At 38.1% G+C, this 19,095-nt stretch carries 18 protein-coding genes and 2 riboswitches; of the genes, 6 read left to right on the forward strand and 12 right to left on the reverse strand.

The window, feature by feature from the left end:
- Positions 1-29: 29 nt before the first annotated feature.
- The 3 genes from QNH17_RS26425 to QNH17_RS26435 form a co-directional block, all read right to left on the reverse strand.
- Entirely contained in the window at positions 30-767 is a 738-nt protein-coding gene (locus tag QNH17_RS26425; RefSeq protein ID WP_283876229.1) for an amino acid ABC transporter ATP-binding protein, read from the reverse strand.
- A 23-nt stretch (positions 768-790) separates the two neighbouring features.
- Positions 791-1,525, reverse strand: a complete 735-nt coding sequence (locus tag QNH17_RS26430) for an amino acid ABC transporter permease (RefSeq protein WP_283876231.1) — start codon at positions 1,523-1,525, stop codon at positions 791-793.
- A 68-nt stretch (positions 1,526-1,593) separates the two neighbouring features.
- The gene (locus QNH17_RS26435) at positions 1,594-2,427 is read right to left on the reverse strand and encodes a transporter substrate-binding domain-containing protein (RefSeq protein WP_283876233.1); all 834 of its coding nucleotides are present in this window, start codon (positions 2,425-2,427) and stop codon (positions 1,594-1,596) included.
- A gap of 118 nt (positions 2,428-2,545) precedes the next feature.
- Positions 2,546-2,727, reverse strand: a riboswitch (Lysine riboswitch).
- A 228-nt stretch (positions 2,728-2,955) separates the two neighbouring features.
- Here QNH17_RS26435 and QNH17_RS26440 point away from each other — a divergent pair.
- Complete coding sequence (locus QNH17_RS26440) at positions 2,956-3,174, forward strand: hypothetical protein (protein ID WP_283876235.1); 219 nt, start codon at positions 2,956-2,958, stop codon at positions 3,172-3,174.
- Positions 3,175-3,256: 82 nt separating this feature from the next.
- Positions 3,257-4,879, forward strand: a complete 1,623-nt coding sequence (locus tag QNH17_RS26445) for an ABC1 kinase family protein (protein WP_283876237.1) — start codon at positions 3,257-3,259, stop codon at positions 4,877-4,879.
- Positions 4,880-5,469: 590 nt separating this feature from the next.
- On the opposite strand, the gene QNH17_RS26450 is transcribed toward QNH17_RS26445, so the two are convergent.
- Positions 5,470-6,696, reverse strand: a complete 1,227-nt coding sequence (locus QNH17_RS26450; protein WP_283876239.1) for a glycosyltransferase family 2 protein — start codon at positions 6,694-6,696, stop codon at positions 5,470-5,472.
- A 375-nt stretch (positions 6,697-7,071) separates the two neighbouring features.
- The gene (locus QNH17_RS26455; RefSeq protein ID WP_283876240.1) at positions 7,072-7,683 is read right to left on the reverse strand and encodes a LysE family translocator; all 612 of its coding nucleotides are present in this window, start codon (positions 7,681-7,683) and stop codon (positions 7,072-7,074) included.
- A 305-nt stretch (positions 7,684-7,988) separates the two neighbouring features.
- Between QNH17_RS26455 and QNH17_RS26460 the strand changes: the two genes are divergently transcribed.
- Entirely contained in the window at positions 7,989-8,861 is an 873-nt protein-coding gene (locus tag QNH17_RS26460; protein WP_283876242.1) for a processed acidic surface protein, read from the forward strand.
- A 190-nt stretch (positions 8,862-9,051) separates the two neighbouring features.
- On the opposite strand, the gene QNH17_RS26465 is transcribed toward QNH17_RS26460, so the two are convergent.
- A complete protein-coding gene (locus QNH17_RS26465) occupies positions 9,052-9,993 on the reverse strand; it encodes a hypothetical protein (protein WP_283876243.1) in 942 nt (313 codons plus the stop codon).
- A gap of 331 nt (positions 9,994-10,324) precedes the next feature.
- Positions 10,325-10,915: an NAD(P)H-dependent oxidoreductase gene (locus QNH17_RS26470; RefSeq protein ID WP_283876245.1), complete on the reverse strand. Its 591-nt coding sequence runs from the start codon at positions 10,913-10,915 to the stop codon at positions 10,325-10,327.
- Positions 10,916-11,279: 364 nt separating this feature from the next.
- Here QNH17_RS26470 and QNH17_RS26475 point away from each other — a divergent pair, with 364 nt between their 5' ends.
- From QNH17_RS26475 to QNH17_RS26485, 3 genes are all read left to right on the forward strand, one after another.
- On the forward strand, positions 11,280-11,876 hold the full coding sequence (locus tag QNH17_RS26475) for a DUF5317 domain-containing protein (protein WP_283876247.1): 597 nt from the start codon (positions 11,280-11,282) through the stop codon (positions 11,874-11,876).
- A 169-nt stretch (positions 11,877-12,045) separates the two neighbouring features.
- Positions 12,046-13,884, forward strand: coding sequence for a bifunctional diguanylate cyclase/phosphohydrolase (locus QNH17_RS26480; protein ID WP_283876249.1), 1,839 nt, complete (start codon positions 12,046-12,048; stop codon positions 13,882-13,884).
- A gap of 94 nt (positions 13,885-13,978) precedes the next feature.
- Positions 13,979-14,368 carry a VOC family protein gene (locus QNH17_RS26485; RefSeq protein WP_283876251.1) on the forward strand — a complete coding sequence of 130 codons (390 nt, stop codon included), beginning with the start codon at positions 13,979-13,981 and terminating at the stop codon, positions 14,366-14,368.
- Between the two features lie 44 nt (positions 14,369-14,412).
- Here the strand turns inward: QNH17_RS26485 and QNH17_RS26490 are convergent, their stop codons facing one another.
- From QNH17_RS26490 to QNH17_RS26510, 5 genes are all read right to left on the reverse strand, one after another.
- Positions 14,413-15,150, reverse strand: a complete 738-nt coding sequence (locus QNH17_RS26490) for an energy-coupling factor transporter transmembrane component T family protein (protein WP_283876253.1) — start codon at positions 15,148-15,150, stop codon at positions 14,413-14,415.
- On the reverse strand, positions 15,147-16,712 hold the full coding sequence (locus QNH17_RS26495) for an ABC transporter ATP-binding protein (RefSeq protein ID WP_283876255.1): 1,566 nt from the start codon (positions 16,710-16,712) through the stop codon (positions 15,147-15,149). Before QNH17_RS26495 ends, QNH17_RS26490 begins: the two co-directional genes overlap by 4 nt.
- Complete coding sequence (locus tag QNH17_RS26500; protein WP_283879604.1) at positions 16,696-17,286, reverse strand: ECF transporter S component; 591 nt, start codon at positions 17,284-17,286, stop codon at positions 16,696-16,698. The genes QNH17_RS26495 and QNH17_RS26500 overlap by 17 nt, the downstream gene beginning before the upstream one ends.
- Positions 17,286-17,969: a thiaminase II gene (gene tenA / locus QNH17_RS26505; protein ID WP_283876257.1), complete on the reverse strand. Its 684-nt coding sequence runs from the start codon at positions 17,967-17,969 to the stop codon at positions 17,286-17,288. Before tenA ends, QNH17_RS26500 begins: the two co-directional genes overlap by 1 nt.
- 110 nt (positions 17,970-18,079) lie before the next feature.
- Positions 18,080-18,181, reverse strand: a riboswitch (TPP riboswitch).
- Between the two features lie 117 nt (positions 18,182-18,298).
- On the reverse strand, positions 18,299-18,775 hold the full coding sequence (locus tag QNH17_RS26510) for a hypothetical protein (protein ID WP_283876258.1): 477 nt from the start codon (positions 18,773-18,775) through the stop codon (positions 18,299-18,301).
- Positions 18,776-19,095 lie beyond the last annotated feature (320 nt).

Below are 19,095 nucleotides of genomic sequence, written 5' to 3' on the forward strand. Positions count from 1 at the left end.
TTCGATTAAACAATTCTTGCACGAAACGATTACTCTTTTAAAGTGCGCTTTAAGAATTCTCTCGTCCGTTCTTGTTTTGGATGGCTGAAGATTTGTTCTGGGCTTCCTTCTTCCGCAATCACGCCCTTATCCATAAAGACAATCCGGTCAGAGACTTCCCGAGCGAAATCCATTTCATGCGTAACGATTAGCATCGTAAGGCCAGTTCCAGCCAGCTCCTTCATAACTTTTAAGACTTCACCGACCATTTCAGGGTCAAGCGCCGATGTTGGTTCATCGAATAACATTACATCTGGTTCCATTGAAAGCGCCCGCGCAATCGCAACCCGTTGTTTTTGCCCGCCTGATAATTGTTTTGGTTTGGCGTTAATATAGCGATCCATTCCGACTACCTTCAAGTATTTCATCGCTACTTTTTCCGCTTCCGCTTTGGAGCGTTTCAAGACTTTAATTTGGCCAACCACACAGTTCATGAGGACATTATGATTATTGAACAAATTAAAATGTTGGAAAACCATCCCCAAATTTCTGCGGTAGGCAAAAATATCATGCTTGTCGTCTAAGATATTTTCGCCATGATAAATGATTTGACCGCCGCTTGGTCGTTCTAGGAGATTGATACAGCGTAGGAGCGTGGATTTACCAGACCCGGAGGAACCGATGATACTGACAACTTCCCCTTTTTTGACTGAAAACTCAATATCCTTTAACACTTCATGATTTCCAAACGCTTTATTTAAATTCTGAATTTCAATGACGTTTTCCATTCTCTCTCCTCCTTCTTCTCAAATTATTTCGTTGTCTCTATTTCCTCACCCAGCATTGTGTAATTGTCTGATCCTTCTAATTTTCTTTCAACATAAAGTAGAATTCTCGTTACAATAAAGGTCATCACAAAATACATAACGCAAGCGACGAAGAATGATTCGAAGTATCTAAAGTTGTTCCCTGCCACTGATTTTGTTAAAAAATAAAGTTCTGATACTGAAATAACATTCAGAACCGATGTATCTTTAATATTGATCACAAATTGGTTGCCCGTTGCTGGTAAAATGTTGCGAATGACCTGTGGCAATACGACATTCATCATTGTTTGCAAATGATTCATTCCAATCGCTTCAGCTGCCTCAAATTGCCCCTTATCAATCGAAACGATACCGCCCCGGACAATCTCTGCCATATACGCCCCTGTATTAATCGAAACAATAATGAGCGCCGCAAGCATAACATTCATATCGATATTAAACGCGAGAGCAGAACCGTAATAAATGACCATCGCCTGAACGATCATCGGTGTTCCTCGGAAGAACTCGATATAAATTGAAAGGATAACATTAACCACTTTTAGAAGAACTTTTTTGGGTCCTCGTGCAGGTTCAGGTATCGTACGAATAACCCCCGCCAATAAGCCAATGATTGCACCCAATATCGTCCCAATTAGTGAAATATAGAGCGTGGTGCCAGCCCCTCGAAGAAACATTGGCCAGTTTTCTGAAACGATTTTTACGATCCAATCGATACTCATTTTTCTCCCCCTTTATCTCATCATCATAAAACCGACTGCATAGGGATACAGCCGGTTTTATGAATTCATTATTTTGCTGCAGGCTGGTTCTTAATAGCCTCATCCATGATTTGTGTACGTGATTCTTCTGAAATTCCTTTTAACACTTCATTGATCTTATTGATATTTTTATCGCCTTTTTCAAGACCTACAGCAATCGCTGTATCATCTTCTGATGTTTTAAATCCTTCTTTAAATTCAACCATCGCGAACTTATCGTTTGCACCGGAAGCACTAACCGCTTCCGGACGTTCTGAAACGTAGCCATCAATAATTCCTGATTCAAGCGCTACCCTCATTGCTGGGAAGTTATCCATCGCTGTTGCTTTTGTTACACCTTTAATTTGATCAATTACTGAATAGTGGAAAGTATTCAATTGAGCGGTGATTTTCGCCCCTTTGAAATCTTGAATAGAAGTCGCACCTTCATATTTGCCGCCTTTTTTAACCACCATAACTAGATTTGATTTGTAGTAGTTATCTGAGAAATCAATCGTCTTTTTACGTTCTGCTGTTGGTGACATCCCTGCAATAATCGCATCGATTTTGCCAGAAGTTAGCGCTGGAACTAAACCGTCCCATTCTGTTTTAACAATCACTAATTTTTTCCCTAAGCCGTCCGCAATTTTTTTGGCGATTTCAACATCATAACCACCAGCATATTCTTGCGTTCCTTGAATTTTCACACCGCCATTGGAATCATCCTTTTGCGTCCAGTTAAACGGCGCATAGCCTGCTTCAAGACCGACCTTAAATGTATTATCATCCGCTGATTTAGACTCTGACTTATCACTTGAACCACATCCAGCCAATAGAATCATTGCTGAAAGCAGCAATACGAAAAATAATGATGCTTTTTTCATAAAAGTATTCTCCTCCTATTAATTCATAATTCAGGCATTTTAATACAACAAAAAACGACCTGAGATAACTCAGGTCGCAATATGTATGCATAGTTGCCCTAAAGTCCTCTCTTTTCCCAGGTGAGATAGCACAACTCAATAAACTAGGGAGTTTATTGAGACAGTCCTGCAATTATTCACTGCAGACCCAGCAAGTAATAGTGAGAATATTACTAACTTCGGCGACATTTCCTTCTCCTTAGCATCACTGCTTCTCAAACTCCACTAAAGACTGTTAAATACCGCGCCTCTACCTCACTAAAAAAGTGAGGTGAATATTAAATTATATTTATTAGACTACTATATTCAGTTAATTATGTCAATATAGTATATTGTGGTAACTGGGGTTGAGAGGTTTTGTGCGATAGGAGCGTTCATAAAGCTAAAAATAGGGTGATGACCGGCTTCATCTCATCTGGTGCCTGATATTTATTAATACTTTCGCCTTTGAGTGAATACACATGTACAAGCGAAAGGGGATAATCATGCATGGACAATCAGGGTTTCTTAAATTTTGTCATTTATAAATTATTATCCCTCTCGATACAGTTCATTGCACTGTATCTCCTCATTCTATTATGTGAATGGTTTGCGGAGAAAAAGGGCTATAACGTTTTTGAGCGATCCTGGTTGATCACGCTAATCTCATTGCCGCTAATAACCTTAATTATTTGGACAATCATTATTGGTAGATTTCATTTATTTTAAGTTGTGGTCTCCTAGAATGAAACTATCTATCTATCAAACTCGTTAAAAATAATAAAACCTGAAATGGATTGTGGGGATTCAGATGAAGACGAAAAATAAACTGGTGCGGATGTCGAAGGTCCTTTCTTTAGCCTTTAGCATTTTCCTGCAAATTTATTGGTATAAGATTCGCAGAAAACCGAAAGCAGAGTGGGAAAAACTGTGGGGGACCATCGGAGAACGATTTCGACAAACTCTGTTTGATTTAGAAGGGTTGCTAATCAAACTGGGACAAATCCTCAGTACACGTGCCGATTTGCTGCCACCTGCCTTTATCCGCCAAATTGAAGATATGACCGATAAGGTTCCGCCATCGGAATGGAATGAAATTCAGGAAATTTTAGAAAAAGAATGGGGAAACTTGTATCATCAACACTTCCAATCGATTGAGAAAGCGGCAATAGCTTCGGCATCAATTGGAGAAGTGTATAAGGGCGTACTCCAAGATGGAACCGAAGTGGCTATCAAAGTTAAACGGCCGTATATTGATTCCATTGTCGACACGGATTTTCGGATATTAAGTATTGTGATGTGGTTTGTGGACCACTTAGTCCCTCTTCCGAAGGGTTTTATGAATTTTAAAGTTCTTTTTAAAGAAGTAAAGCAAGTGATTGTACGCGAACTGGATTATTCCCTGGAACTGAACACCATCCTGAGCTTTAAAGAGCGCTTTAAGGAGATGGATACCGTCCATATTCCCTCGGTGTATGCCGAATTGAGTACCGCAAATGTGCTAGTCATGGAGTGGGTCGAAGGATTACGGCTGACCAATAACGACACCATCGACCAATTACCCGTGAGCCGACAGGAACTAGCTCAACGGCTGATGAAGGTCTTTCTCCCTCAATGGATGGAGCCTGGTCCCTTCCATGCCGATCCCCATCCCGGCAACGTTCTGGTCTCAAAGGAAGGAAAAATCATTTTACTAGATTTCGGAATGGTCGGAGAACTTTCCAAAAAGGATGCTGGTTATTTTCAAGGATTAATTGAAAGCTTTCTCGCCAAAAATTATCCGAAGGCTGTGGATTGCTTGTTCCACTTAGGCGTGTTGCTCCCTGAGGCGGAATCAAGAACGATTGAACGGATCTTAGCGGAATTCATCACCTTCCAGCCAGCTCAATTAAAAGAAATGGATCTTCTTGCTTTTAAGATGGAAATCAATGATATGATTCAAGCGCTGCCCATTCAAATACCAACCAGATTTGTCTTTTTAGGCAGGTCGGTTGTTACGATTGAAGGAATTATCCGCAACTTAGCGCCAGATGCAGAAATTTTAGAGTTAGGGAAACCTGTATTTATGGAATGGTTAAACAAACAAGGGAATAATAAATGGCTGTTCGTCTGGCAATGGCTCCAATCACAGCCGATTTTTAAAATCTTTCATTCCGTCACAGAATTCCTGAATGCACCGCAAAAATTTGAGCAGTTAAAGGAAGTCGAACAACGCAGGCAATTCCAATTCACTATCTATGAAAATACCAAAAAGCAATTATTCCAGTTAACCCTCTTCGGAATGACAGGCATAGCCGCCGGGCTCTATACCTCACACGACCTCATCTGGCAGCTTTCCGCAGGAGTAGCCGCTGTCTCGCTTGCGGGGTATATTATTTGCAGTTATAAACTGAAGAAATGGATGAAATATATGCAGGAGAAACGGAGGGTTTAGGGCAGAGGCCAGTGGGACGGTTCTGCTGGCATAAATCTTTCATAAAAATTCATGAGAACCTCTTCTATGCGCACACCGCTAATAAAAAAATAAAAAAACTAGTAAATTTATAAATTCCTTTCTCTATTTTTTTGCATAAAATAATATTAAAAAATTACTAAAATCAAACTCTAACACGTGGAAGTTTAGGACAACCCTTAGTTTGAACTGCCGCACTTAATTTTTATTATTCAAACTAAAATCATTATCAATTTAGGAGGTGATAAGTTGGACCAACAATGCAATCAACCTTGTGAAGACTACATTTTTTGTGTACACTGCGGACTTCCAATTGACCAAGATGAACCTTATTTCATTTATATAGAAAAGGATTTAAACGGTCATAATGTTTATTGCTGCGATGATTGTTCTTAATGATAAGACTGCGCATTACAGTCTTTTTTTTATCATCTAGTTTTTAAACTATTTAATATTAAAATTACATAAAATACTCTTCAGTAAGAAAAAGCCGCCAGGAATGACAGCCGGACCTTTAACTCTCGGACTCATAAATTCAATAAGGACGGATAGCTCTCTACAATCCTTTCCTTTTAGTTCGTCCTCAGTTTATCGAACAACCAAACAAGATGATTGTATTTACCAAAAGATTGTATTTGATCTCTCTCGATCAGGATACGTTCCATTGCAATCAGGTCTTCGCACAACCTGGTATTTTGAACTAGGTTAACAGGGGGACGGTTTTCTGCTATATTTATACGAATTTGAAGAAGTAATGTTATGATTGCTTGGTTAAATTCATGAAACTCATAAGGAAATCTTGCAGTAAGGCATTGATGTTCTAATATAATTTTTTCCATGAGTCCATAATCCGTCGGATGAATAGAGTGTAGCGCTCGAATGGATACATCAAGAACCGGATGCTTTTGTTGAAACAACAGACGATTTAAGTTCATATCCTCCTCCTTCGTTTTTGACGGCGGATGTTCTTGATGAAACGTTTCTAAATCATCTTCGATAATAAAATTAGCATTGGCCTTATATAATCTATAAGCAAACTCAGCATCCTCGGGTCCCCATCCGTTGAAACTCTCCTCATAGCCGCCGACTTGCTCCATAAAACTTCTTTTAATAGAAAGAAAACCCAAGCAAGCCATCCAACGCAATGGACTGCTATAAAAATGTTCCCTTAGGTATTTTAATAAATGATGAGCATAACTTCTGTATTTTACAATTGAGCATAAATTTTTATTATCATCAACATCCTCTCTCTTAACCACTTGTTGGGGCTCTTGTAAATGCCTGATATGAGTCGTTAAGTTACTAAGTGTTGGTTCTTGCGATAGTACCTCTTTAAGGCGTTGGTTGAAGAGGGAATTCCTTTCACTCCACTTATAAATCGCGTTGATTTGATTATCAGTAAAATCCGGGGATAAAAAAGTATAAATGCGCCCCCGTTTGCTTCCTGCAATAACAACGGATTTATCGTGAGTGAGATGATGCTGTTGGTTAAGGGAAACATAGTTAGGGGAAACGATGGTTTCTGCATCCAAAATGATAATAATTTCTCCCCTCGCATGCCTAAGTCCTATATTTCTTGAAGCAGCAACTCCAACATTAGTACTGTTACGAATATATTGAAAATGGTAGGGTGGACAGTATTCCTTTATTTCGGGGGTCTGGTCGGTAGAGGCATCATCGATCAATATCACTTCCATTTTGGATAAATCAAAGCACTGTTTCTCCAACGCATAAAGACTAAGCAGATTAAGGGGATAGCGGTTATATGAAGGCATGATGACCGTCACTTCAATTTCCATGTTTCTACTTTTTTCCTCCTTGTGAACCTATAGTTTCGAACAATTAAGGCAGTTCGGCTTACTTTGTTCCGTTTATTTTATTACTAGTATTTAACGATAGAAATACCGACAATAATTAATAGGATGAAAAGCACCACGATAAGCAAAATTAACACCACATCTATCTGATATAGTCTATCACCACCTTAATTACGAGATATTACATCCTATGTCAGAACAATAAACCTCGAATTGGACAAGTACAAAACTTTACATTTACTTAACATAAAAAAAATATTAGCTTGCTGCACATTTCTAAGATCTTACATTGCTTGCCGCGTAACTACGAATGTATGAAAAAAACTACAAAAAAAAGCCATCCTCAAAAGAATGACCTTAGCGCAATAACCCCCAAAAAGAATAAATTCCAAATAAAAAAAGAATAAGACCCGATAATCGGTTAATCCAAATTAAGATTTGTTTTTTGAGCATGTCCTTGAAAAGCCCGACAACAAAACAGAGGAAAAGCCACCAAATTCCTGAACCCATAAACACACCTAAAACCAATGTTACCACTGATCCTTCATTAGCTTGAGTGAGTCCTAAACCTGAGAAAATACCAACAAAAGATAGTATTGTCATTGGGTTTGTGAGAGTAAGGAGAAAAACTGAGGAATAAGCCCCCAATAAATGCTGACCTTGTACTCGTACCGGGTTTTCTGTTGCTTCTGATATTGCTATTTTTATTCCTAAATAACAGAGGAATGCTCCTCCTGCTAGATGGAACCAAAACTGTTGCCCTATAAAAAAGTTCGTAATAAAGGTCAAACCAAGCCCAGCAATAAGACCATATACAGCATCTGCACTGGCTGCCCCAACTCCCGACATAATTCCATATATTCTTCCCTGACCTAATGTTCTTTTAATAACCAGTACACCAATAGGTCCTACAGGAGCCGCAATAGAAAAACCAATAACTAAACCTTTCAAAAATACAAGCATCTCCATACGCGGGTATCCTTCCAAGTAAAATATCTATTCTTTTTCAGGCTTTTCTTCATTGTAAATGCAGGTTAAATATTCCCATCCCATTTTAACACCAATTCTTTACTTTAATGAATCCATTTTTCCAAAAATCAAGAACAGAATGGTCATAATTTGTGACTACCGATACAAGTTTGTTTTATACAGATTAAGGGAATGCCTCTATGGCATTTTGGAAATAAAGCACCATATTTTTAGAAATTATTTGCATTTCTAATAAGGCTCAAAATGGGGAAATTATTAATGCACCAATAAAAAGGAGGGTACTAATGGCAATAAAAGCTATGCTAATAGGCTTTCTAATAATCCCATTCTTATTCAATGTTCCCTCTGCACAAGCAGCTCCGCTTGAAAATGAAATAAACCAATATTTAGCCGATATAGGATGGACTAAACAAGAATTTCTGGATTATGTTGATTACTACGAAATTCCTTTAGACGAATATACAATGGCAGACCTGAAAGAACTCCTGGGTCCGCCTATTAACTCGAAAAATTATCAGGATTTACTAACCAAATATGGTCTAACTGAAAAAGAACTAAATGACTTAATGGACCATTTTGGAGACTCTGTAAATGAATATAAGTTTATCAACGATTTGGATTCAACAGTTGAATTTTATATTAATGCCGATAAAAGTATGGCGGAAGTAGAAAAAGCATTATCGGATACGGGCATAACAGAAGCAGAAGCAGAGAGATTTTTCAATTATTTAACGGAAGTAGAAGAAAAAAATAAAGACCAACTAGACCAAATGGCAACAAACGATACACTGTGGGAAAATTTAATGACTGTGGAAGATCCTTCCCAACTAAGTGATGAAGACCTTGATGAGATAGTTCGATTATTAGAGCAAACCATTGCACTGTACGAAGTAAAAGTGAACTTTAAAGCCGATGGTAAGGCTGTAACTTTAAAGGACTTACTAAAAATGGAAGAACCTCCAGGCACTTTATTTGGCAGTGTCTATAGTACTTCAGGGGAACTACTTATCGATTTTAACATCCCTAGAGAGTACTTTGAATCAATGGAAGCTATTGTAGATGGGGAAGACATGATTCATTTAGGTGAAATTTCAGATGATTATGTAGACCATATGCATGAAGAGAAATATGAAGATGCTCGAAAAGGATTAAAATAAAACAACTGAGTCATCTTGTTTCACACAATTGATTTAAAAGCCCTTCTTACCCTTCTTATTAAAGTCAGAAGGGCTTTATTTTCATTCCATGATTAGTTGAATTTAGGCCTTCCTTATTTTTTTCAACCTTATACATCGCCTAAATGATTGTATGAAAACAAAAATTATTGAGTTAATGAAAAAACACACTTTATAATGCCCTTATAATATCTTTCAAATCTGCCAAATAAGCCTTTTTCTCTGTCATAAGTAAAAGAAGTGACCCTCTGCAGTTAATCGACTCTGCTTTAATGGCTTTTTTCTTTTCATCCATCAAGGTTAAGACGCACTTTCTTGTTAATCTGTTGCCAGGAAACATCTTTGTGAGGATATACTTATCATGTTTGCTATACCCTCCCCTAAATAGAACGTAATCTTCATACACTATAAAGCCATCTGAACCCTCTATATTTGGTTTAAAATAATCAATACTGCCTTTGTAATACCTTGCTACCTCAAAATCAGTATAGTAATAAAACCACACTTCATCGTCAGACATCACATTAAGCGCATAACAGTCACTAATGAAGTGGGGGTCCATATTTGGATACTTATACTGTCCGTTACCGTCGGAATCCCATGCTCGAAGCCCATAGCTTCCAATCGGTTGGTTCCAGCCATTGTTTCCGAAAATACCTTCATCGAAATAAGAAGTCCAGATGTTATTCCCTTTTGTGACATAAAAATTTTGAATCCCATCTCCAAGCAGGAATGCATTTACTTGGTTTCCACTCATATCAAAAACTCTAGCATTTCGATCAAATACCCCATTTTCATATAAATGCGATCGCGCACAAACCAATACTATGCGATCATTCTCCATGGGTTGAATAAAATGATAATTCCATTTTTGATTCTTCACGATTACTTCTTTTTTGTGCCCTTTGCTGAGGATAATCGCTTTATAGTCATGACCATCCGCTGTTTGTACTGGTGGGAACATCCCATCTATATATTCAGGCACTTTATTCACCGCAAGAATACAAATTTCACCCCTTGGCCCAATTGAGGAGTCAATAATGGTATATCCGTTAAGGTCATCTTCAAAATCATAGGTTAGCTCTACTTGGTGTTTTATGGTTTTCTTTAGCATGGTTTCACCTCTTTCAATACCTTTATAAATTCGTTGCGTTTCTAGATTCTCCTTTTTCACTTATATGGAGGATCTACATCACGAGTGGGGTGATACTCTTAATGTTACAATTCTCCTTCTTTTACCGCCTGACGGTCACTTAAACTACCGTTACTCGATGATTCCAACGGTATTTTCGCATCTTAGCCAATTTCAATTGGCACAAGGATAAATATAATAATAGAGAGCAATTATGGGCTGAAGTAAGAAAAAAGAAGGCATCCTAATTTTCGCTTAGGATGCCTTGTATATTGAGACTTATTGGCGTTAGTAACCTCTTAAAAAAGCATATTTATGTAGTTGGTTTAGAAAAATAGTGCTCTACCTTTGCTATCTTTTTAGACTGGTTTCCCCTTGAACTTTCCATTAAACCGAACTGAAAAAACTTGACCTTTTTGATGCCCACGAAACTAAACAAGGCTCTTTTCATTAATACTTTATGGCTATTATTAAGTGTTAACCACAGATAAAAAGAGGGTCCTTTCATCGTGGATATACAGACAACTTGCTTACCTTTTAACAGTCCTTCAGGATAAGGAGATCTTGGCCTATCTTTATACGCAAATTGAGAGGCAAACATTCGGTCAATGTACCCGAGAAGCATAGCCGGCGGACGTCCCCAAAAAATAGGATAGATAAAGACCAGTCGATCCGCCCATATGATTTGCTGTCTATGTTTTTCCAATTCAGGATCTTTGTACATGTCCCTTCTTTTCTTGTCTTTGTTAAAGACCAATACAGGATTAAAATTTTCTGCGTACAAATCAAGGACCTGGACATTATGTGTAGAGGGACTTTCTTCTATCCCCTTTAAAACCGCCTTGAAAAAGGCACCATTTAAACTTTCGTGATGCGGATGACAATAAACGATTAACGTATTCATGAATCATCCCCCCTTATTTTCGTTACAAACCTATCATCAGTACTTTTATCATAATCTATATAAGACAATTGTACTTGCCTATTTAAAAAAAGACGAAAAGTTAAGCGACATTAGGTAGGAAATAGTCGAAATACGCGAAAATATTTCGCAGGAAATATCCTATATTTCCTCATAATTAGATAGGTTCGGTTGAGATTCGCCCCTTTTTCCCAAAATTCTTTCAAAACACACAAATTATTTATAATATCAGCACAATAACTACTTGCATTTGGATATTTTCTTTGATTATATTATTGTGGGAATATTTTTCCTTCGGTGAATCTTTAAATATTTTCATATATTCTAGCATAGGTGGGTACCAACTATGGTTTTTGACGGCATCATCATTTCATTTATAATAGGCTTTCTTCGAAAAGGGAATTTACGAGCACTCGCGCAGTTAAAGCTGAAGTGGGGCTGGATCTTTCCTCTTCTACTGCTTGTTGAATTAGCCGTTTTTATGCTGCAAAATGATAGCAAATTTCTTGGACAAATAAGCGGATCTATTTACATAGTAGTTTATGTACTTGGTTTACTATTTTTATTTATGAACCGTAAAAACCCAGGATTTATGCTGATTTTAATAGGAGTATTTCTAAATTTTTTAGTGATGGTAATTAACGGAGGACGAATGCCAGTATCAGTAGAGGCAGCCGCCGTTTTGGATCCAGGTTACATCGAAGCCCTCAAAGATAGCTTATACGCTAAACATACCATGCTTAATTCTTCAACGTCTCTTGGATTTTTGGGTGATATTATTCCCATCTCAGATCCTTATCCACGAACACAAATTATTAGTATCGGCGATATTCTTATGAATATCGGAATCTTCTTTTTCATTCAGTATTTAATGGTTCGTCATCCGCTTACAAAAACAGTAACAACTGCATCTCCTCTCCTTAAAGGAGGTGAAAAAAGATGAAAAGCGAACAAAAAAAAGGTATTAAATTAACTGGAATTCTTTACAATGCAATCATTATCGGTTCTATCATTATTGCTTTAACATCTGGATTTAAATTAGTTTAAGAGTAAAATAGTAGGGAGAGGTAAATTTTTTACTTCTCCTAAATATATTTATGAGAGTGATGAGTATGCGTATTATTAGGACACCTGCAAGTATATATCTTTTCTCTATTTCAGTTATAGGCCTTTTATTTTTTACCTTCTTAATTAAAATCCCACAGCATTCGGATTGGATTGTTATGTTTGCTTTATCCGGATCTATTTTATTATTAAATTACTACACCATACTGATTCCTCCAAAGGGAAATTCCCTTTCAATGGATTCTTCAATTTACTTAGCAAGTATTTTTTTGTTCGGACTACATTCAACTTTACTTGTTTTATTAATATATTCGGTTATATTTGCAATAATACAGCGGAAAATCGCATGGTGGAAACATCTATTTAATTTCTCAGTTTATTCTTTAATGATAATTTGTTCCTATTATGCTTTTATTTTAATAGATGGATTTACTGGACCTATCAGTGTTAAAAACATCATTCCTTATTTACTATCTATTTGTACTTACTTTTCATTAAACCTTTTATTAGTTGGGGTATATTTTGTATTAGAAGCCACGGAAAACATAATAAACTTTTTCAAGGAAATTCTTAAAGAAACGACCGCCACATATATTAGTACACTTGTCCTTTCTTTAGTTCTTGTTATTTTAATGAAACCCAATCATTTATTCGGTTTGTCTCTTTTTACCGTTATTGCCTTTTTATTGTCTTTAGCATTTAAACAGCATTTTAATCTATTTAAAGAGATTTCCGAGAAGGCCAATAAAGATTTCTTAACCGGCCTTAATAACCACGGGTACTTTAAAGAAATTTTGGAAAAAGAAGTAACTGCTGCGAAGGAAAATGAACAGCCTTTGTGTGTGGTCATCATGGACATTGATGATTTTAAAAAGTACAACGATTTGTACGGGCATATTCAAGGGGATCATCTGCTCCAAGAATTTGGTTCCCTTTTGAAAGCCAGTTCTGATGCAGCAAACTATATCGTTGCCCGCTATGGCGGTGAAGAGTTTTCAATCATCATGCCAAATACTGATCGAAAGACTGCTTATTCGTTCATGAATGAATTGAGGAAGAAAGTAAATGACACCTACTATAAAGGGGTGGAAGGTCTCCCCTACGGCTGCTTGTCTTTTTCATCGGGGATTGCTGAATGTGAAAAAGAAACCTACAGTGTTTCTGAACTTCTTAATAAAGCCGACCAAGCGATGTATGCAGCGAAAAACCAGGGAAAAAATCTTGTCCAGCTTTACAATGGGCATTCGGAATACTCGGTACAACGGTCTCTTTCGCTTGAAAAAGAGCTAGAGGAAGCAGAATTCCAATTAAAAATCTTCCTTTCCAAGGATGTTTACACCTATCGCCATAGCAAGCGCGTCTACCAATACGCGGTCGATTTCTCAAGAATGCTTAATCTAAGTGTCGATGAGCGCAAAACCTTGATTCTCGGGGCGCTTGTCCATGACATTGGAAAAATTGAAATCCCTCGTGATATTTTAAATAAAAAAGGAAGTCTCGACCCTCATGAATGGGAATTCATGAAAAAACACGTAACCTATGGAAAAGATATCATTTCAACCAATAAGAAATTAGAAGATTTGATTCCACTCGTTGAACTTCATCATGAGCGATATGATGGGAATGGCTATCCATATGGGCTGGCGGGAAAATCAATCCCGAAACTGGCGCGAATTCTCTGCGTGATTGATTCCTTTGATGCAATGACGACAGAACGGCCCTATCAAAAAACAAAAACCTTTCAAGAGGCAATCGCTGAGTTACGCCACTGTTCAGGCAAACAATTTGACCCTCAATTCATCGAACCATTTATTGCGATGATCAAGGAGTTTGAAACATCGGGGGATGAACAGCACAAAGAGGTTGCCGCAAGTATCGTGAATTAGAAACCTAAGCCAGGCTATATGCCTGGTTTTTTATATAAATCCGTCCGACTCTCTATGGTATGATGGAAATAAATTAATGAAGGAGCTGACCGCCATGATTCAATATGAATGCCTCCACCATGTGAGCCTAACGGTGACCAATTTAGAAAAAGCCAAACATTTTTATAGCAATATCCTATGTTTAAAAGAAATCCAACGTCCAAATTTTGATTTTCCTGGTGCCTGGTACGATATCGAAGGACAACAGCTCCATCTCATCGTTCTCCCAACATCCCAAACGATTCGCCATAATAAACGCTTGAGCAGCCGCGAAGGTCATTTTGCTCTTCGAGTGAAAGATTACGATGCTACGTTGAATTGGTTAAAAAGTAAGGATGTTGAAATATTAGAGAAACCTAAGAGCATGAGTGGCTTCGCCCAGATCTTCTGTGCAGACCCAGATGGGAATCTCATTGAACTAAACGTTGAACAAACAGACCTGTAGGAAAGTCAAAAAGGAGAAGCGAGTGAACACTTCTCCCCTCTTACTTATTCAATGAAAGTCATAATCCCCCAAGTAACGATCAGCAACGAAAGTAAATAGACAAAGTCTTTCGCTGCTAGTTTAGTTGTTTGGTAATAAGTTCTATCTCTTTTACCCGTAAAACCACGCGCCTCCATGGCAATGGCTATTCGTTCTGATTTTCTTATCCCTTGCGTAAACAGTGGCAAAGCGTACCTCATAAACGCTTTCCAACTATTTTTTTGCTTATAACCTCTGACCTTATGAGCCGTTTTCATTTGGGTTAATTCCGATTGGAACAGCGGAATAAAGCGAAACCCCGCTAAAAGCCCATATGCCCATTTAGGTGACAGTTTACATTGATGAATTAAACTCATAATGAATAATGTAATGTCTGTGGTTGAAGTGAATAACAATCCATACGTGACAAACGCTAACATCCGTAAGGCGATGGTTAACCCATGATTTAAACTCTCCACCGTCATATGGAACCAAGCCCATTTCCAAAGTGTTTCTTCTCCTTCTCCAAAAGCCGCCATCATCCAACATATAAGAATAAAAAACCCTACATAAGGCAGAAGCCTTTTCAAAAGATAAGTTAGACTCCATCCGCCTAAAAAAATACCCATAAAAACAGCAAGTAACCAAATCAATAAAGTCACCTTTGGATTAGAGACAGCCATTAAAAGAAACATAACAATCAAATGAGCAAGCAGCTTACCGGCAGGATTGAGAGTAGCGAGGAAGGAATCGTTCGCCTTCATACCAAAACACCCTCCTTTGGTGTATGCATCAACTGGTAATGGAGTGGGGGAATTAACGCACTTTCACGTAAAAGACTTGGCTCAGAAAATAAACCATAAGGGATCCCTTGATAGGTGACTCGTCCCTTGTTGAAAAGAAGGACATGATCAGAAAATCGATCCACTACATCCATATCGTGGGTTACCATGACAATCGTGGTTCCCTGTTCCTGCCTCTCCTTTAAGCGCTGAATCAATTCTTTCGCAGTTTTTTCATCCTGACCGAACGTCGGCTCATCAAGGAGGAGTAACGCTTGATCAAACAATAACATCGTCGCCACACTTAACCTCCGCTTCTGTCCCAAACTGAGGGTAAATGGATGCGCATCTTGATACGATTCCAAGCCAAACTCCTCTAACAATTGCATGGTTTTTGTATGGACCAGCTCTTCAGGCCAATTCCGCTGCCGGCCCCCGAAAGCAACTTCATCAAATACTGTATCGGTAATGAATTGATGTTCTGGATTTTGAAAAACAAAACCGGCTTGTTCATATAATTGACGGTCTGGCCATTTTTTCAATTCCTTATCCTGGAAGTAAATTCTCCCTTTCTTTAGCGGCTCCAAACGGATTAGACTTTTTAAAAAGGTACTTTTCCCACTTCCATTTCCTCCCACGATGGAAATCCATTCCCCTTTATGGATGTTTACATCTATATCACTTACAACGGTCTTCTTCCCATAGCCAATTTCAACATGTTCGGTGCGGAGTAAAACATCGCCTTGTAAGCGCGGTTTCGTTTTTATCCTATTAATAAGTTTAATAGATAGAGGGTGGGAAGGATTTTGAACGACCTCTTCCCATTTGTAAGGAAACAACTTAGGACGCCATATCCCCGCTTCTTTCATTTGTTGATTAAATTGGAGCAGCATCTCTATTGGTTTCCCATCCCCAATAATACGTCCACGCTCATCAAGGATAATGACTCGATCCATCCATTCGATGCAGCCGTCTAAGACATGTTCGACAAAGACCATCGTATGGTTGGTTTTTTCGGCTAATTGTTTCAATAAACCAAAGATCTCATTCCGCCCTTTAGGGTCGAGCTGAGCAGTTGGCTCATCAAAAAATAGGACTTCTGGTTCTAATGCAAGTAAACATGCTAAAGCCAATCGTTGTTTCATCCCGCCTGACAGCGTTTCAATCGGTGTTTTTTTATCTACTATTAGCCCTACTTTATCCATCAAGTCAGAAATCATTTGGTCCATTTCATTTCGTGGAATCGATCGGTTTTCAAGACTAAAGGCAATTTCTTCATCGACATGAAGCATGCAAAATTGCGAATCGGGATCTTGAAACATAACCCCTGCATTTTTCCGGCAGTATACCTCACCACTTACCTCTGCCTCCAAATGCTCAGGGATGATTCCGGCAAGAGTGGAAATCAATGTAGATTTCCCACTCCCACTAGGTCCAAGTATTAATACCTTCTCTCCTTGATTGATTGACAAGGTAATATTACTGATAATTTTTTCAGAGCAATTATAAAAACGAACCGATAAATCCTTACATCCCAGAAACATTAACGTTTTCCCTTTTTCTTTTTTCCTTCATCAATTCATATTGTTCTAACACACCTGTTTTTGCGAGTGCGTCCACAATGACCTTTGCTAAAATACCACCGAGAATCATTCCGCTGATGACATGAATTCCAAGGGTAATGAAAAACACTTCCGTCGTGTAAAATCCAAAACCGTTGGCGATTAAGTTATAAATCATACTGCCAATCGCTGCAAAAGCCCCGGATAGCATTAAAGTAAAAAGGTTATAGCGTTTATATCCGAAAAGGGCGAAGGCAATTTCTGACCCTATCCCTTGAAAGACACCGACTAAAAGAGCAGATAGACCAAAATGACTTCCTGTTAAGAGCTCGACTGCGGCAGCTGCAACCTCCCCAATAAACGCCGCTCCTGGTTTTCTGATAATATACGCGACTATTGGACTAGCAATCACCCAAATGCCAAACATAAAACCTGCGCCCACCGGCCCGACTAGAGCGGAAATCGGAATCCAAAGCGTCGACCATCCTAAATAGATCACTCCACATGCCACCGCTAGAATTACAGCTAGAACAACTTCTTTCATCTTCCAAGTCATCATTTCACTACCTCCATTTTCACAGGCCATTCTTCGAGCCTATAAGCCATATCCCAAAACATATATTCAAGCTGACAACTGAGTAAGAAATGCTCCTTCATCTTTTCCTTTTCTCTCTCCGTTGCTGTCTTTGCCCACTCATCAAGACGGGCACAAAACTTTGTTGTAATCGAATCAGTCCGATTTCCATAAAAACTAATCCAATCATAAAAAGGATGAGAGCGATCGGGATTCACCTCAGATAATAACCTTTTTCCAATTTCCCAGTACGTCCACGGACAAGGCAGTAACACAGCTAAAATCTCCCCTAGTGTTCCTTCGTGTGCAACGGTAAGCATATGACGTGTGTAATGAAGGGCAGAAGGTGCCAACGGATATCCCTGTAATGCCTCGTAGGGAACACCGGCTACTTGACAAAAGTTATTATGTGGGTGGATTTCACTGTTTAATATAAATGAAATCTGCTGATTAAACATATCCATATCTTCACGATTCTCACACTTGGAAACTGCGATTCCATAGATGCGAATAAAAGAATTCAAGTATTCAAAGTCCTGTTTTACATAATGAATCAATTGCTCCTTTTTTAATTCCCCATTGGCTATTCCTTGGACAAAAGGATGCTCAAAAATCGCCCCGAAAATAGGATTGGCTTCTCTTCTTAATTCTGCTGAAAAACTCATTTATTTCTCCCCCTTATTGGTTTTATGGGAAGACACTACAAGGAGCGGCTAACTATTCAAACACGAAAAAGCCGCCCCAAAAATGGAGCGGCAGAATAATTGTATTTATCCATACACAGACTCCACTTTCCTACGCTAGTATGAACTAGATCAGGTTCAAAGGGTCCAAGATAATCTCGTCTCAGCCAAAAATGGCTCCCCTAGTGGTCTTCCTATAAATTTAATCTTCACTCTACACCCGCTGGTTAATGTTGTCAATTAGTTTCCATCTTAAGGATAAAAATAAACCAAACGTCCTACAGTGCAAGGAGAAACTCACCAATTTCCTATTATATTTGTTTAACAACACCCTCATGTTCTAAGCGACGGACCAATTTGTAGAATCCCAATAAGGTAAATAGGAGAAAGGGATTGATGATCACCGAGTGATACAACTTCCACCAACCGTAATGGAAATATCCCCAAGGCTCCGGTAATAACGTGATGATCTCATAGAGAACGATTCCAACATTCCATGCTAAAAAAAATGAAACTTGTTTCCAAAATGTGCTTTTTAAAGGATAGATATTTAAAAAAATAATATTAACGGATGGGACTAAACATAAATAAACAGGCAGAGATCCCCAATCTATACCTTTGTTGAAGTACCAGTACCCGTGATATTTCAAACTGATAAATAAATCAAACATCAGTTGGAATAACGATGTAAATAACCAAATCTGCAGCATCTCACTTCTGGTTAACCGTTTTTTTACTTTTAATGCAATGAGGTTAAAGAGGATGACTGCTATAATAATTCCGACCATTTTGTTGACTCCTTTGGTATGAATACATCTAAAATTTCCATTTTTAGTAAAAAACATACGTATTTAGACTAAAATTTCCAATTAATTTCCAATCAATGTCATTAGTTTCGTAAAACAGGTAATAAGAGTCCGAAAATATGTCATAAGTGTTGAAACATATGTTATAAGACTTAAAAAACATGTCATAAGTTCCGTAAAATATGTTACTAGTGACTGCATACGGCCTCGAATATAAAAAAATACCCTCAATTACCATTTAAAAACAGAAAGAACTTTCCCCTCTACCCCCAAAATCTTTACATGACAACCTAAGTTTTTGG

Source organism: Neobacillus sp. SuZ13, from assembly GCF_030123365.1.
GTDB lineage: Bacteria > Bacillota > Bacilli > Bacillales > Cytobacillaceae > Neobacillus.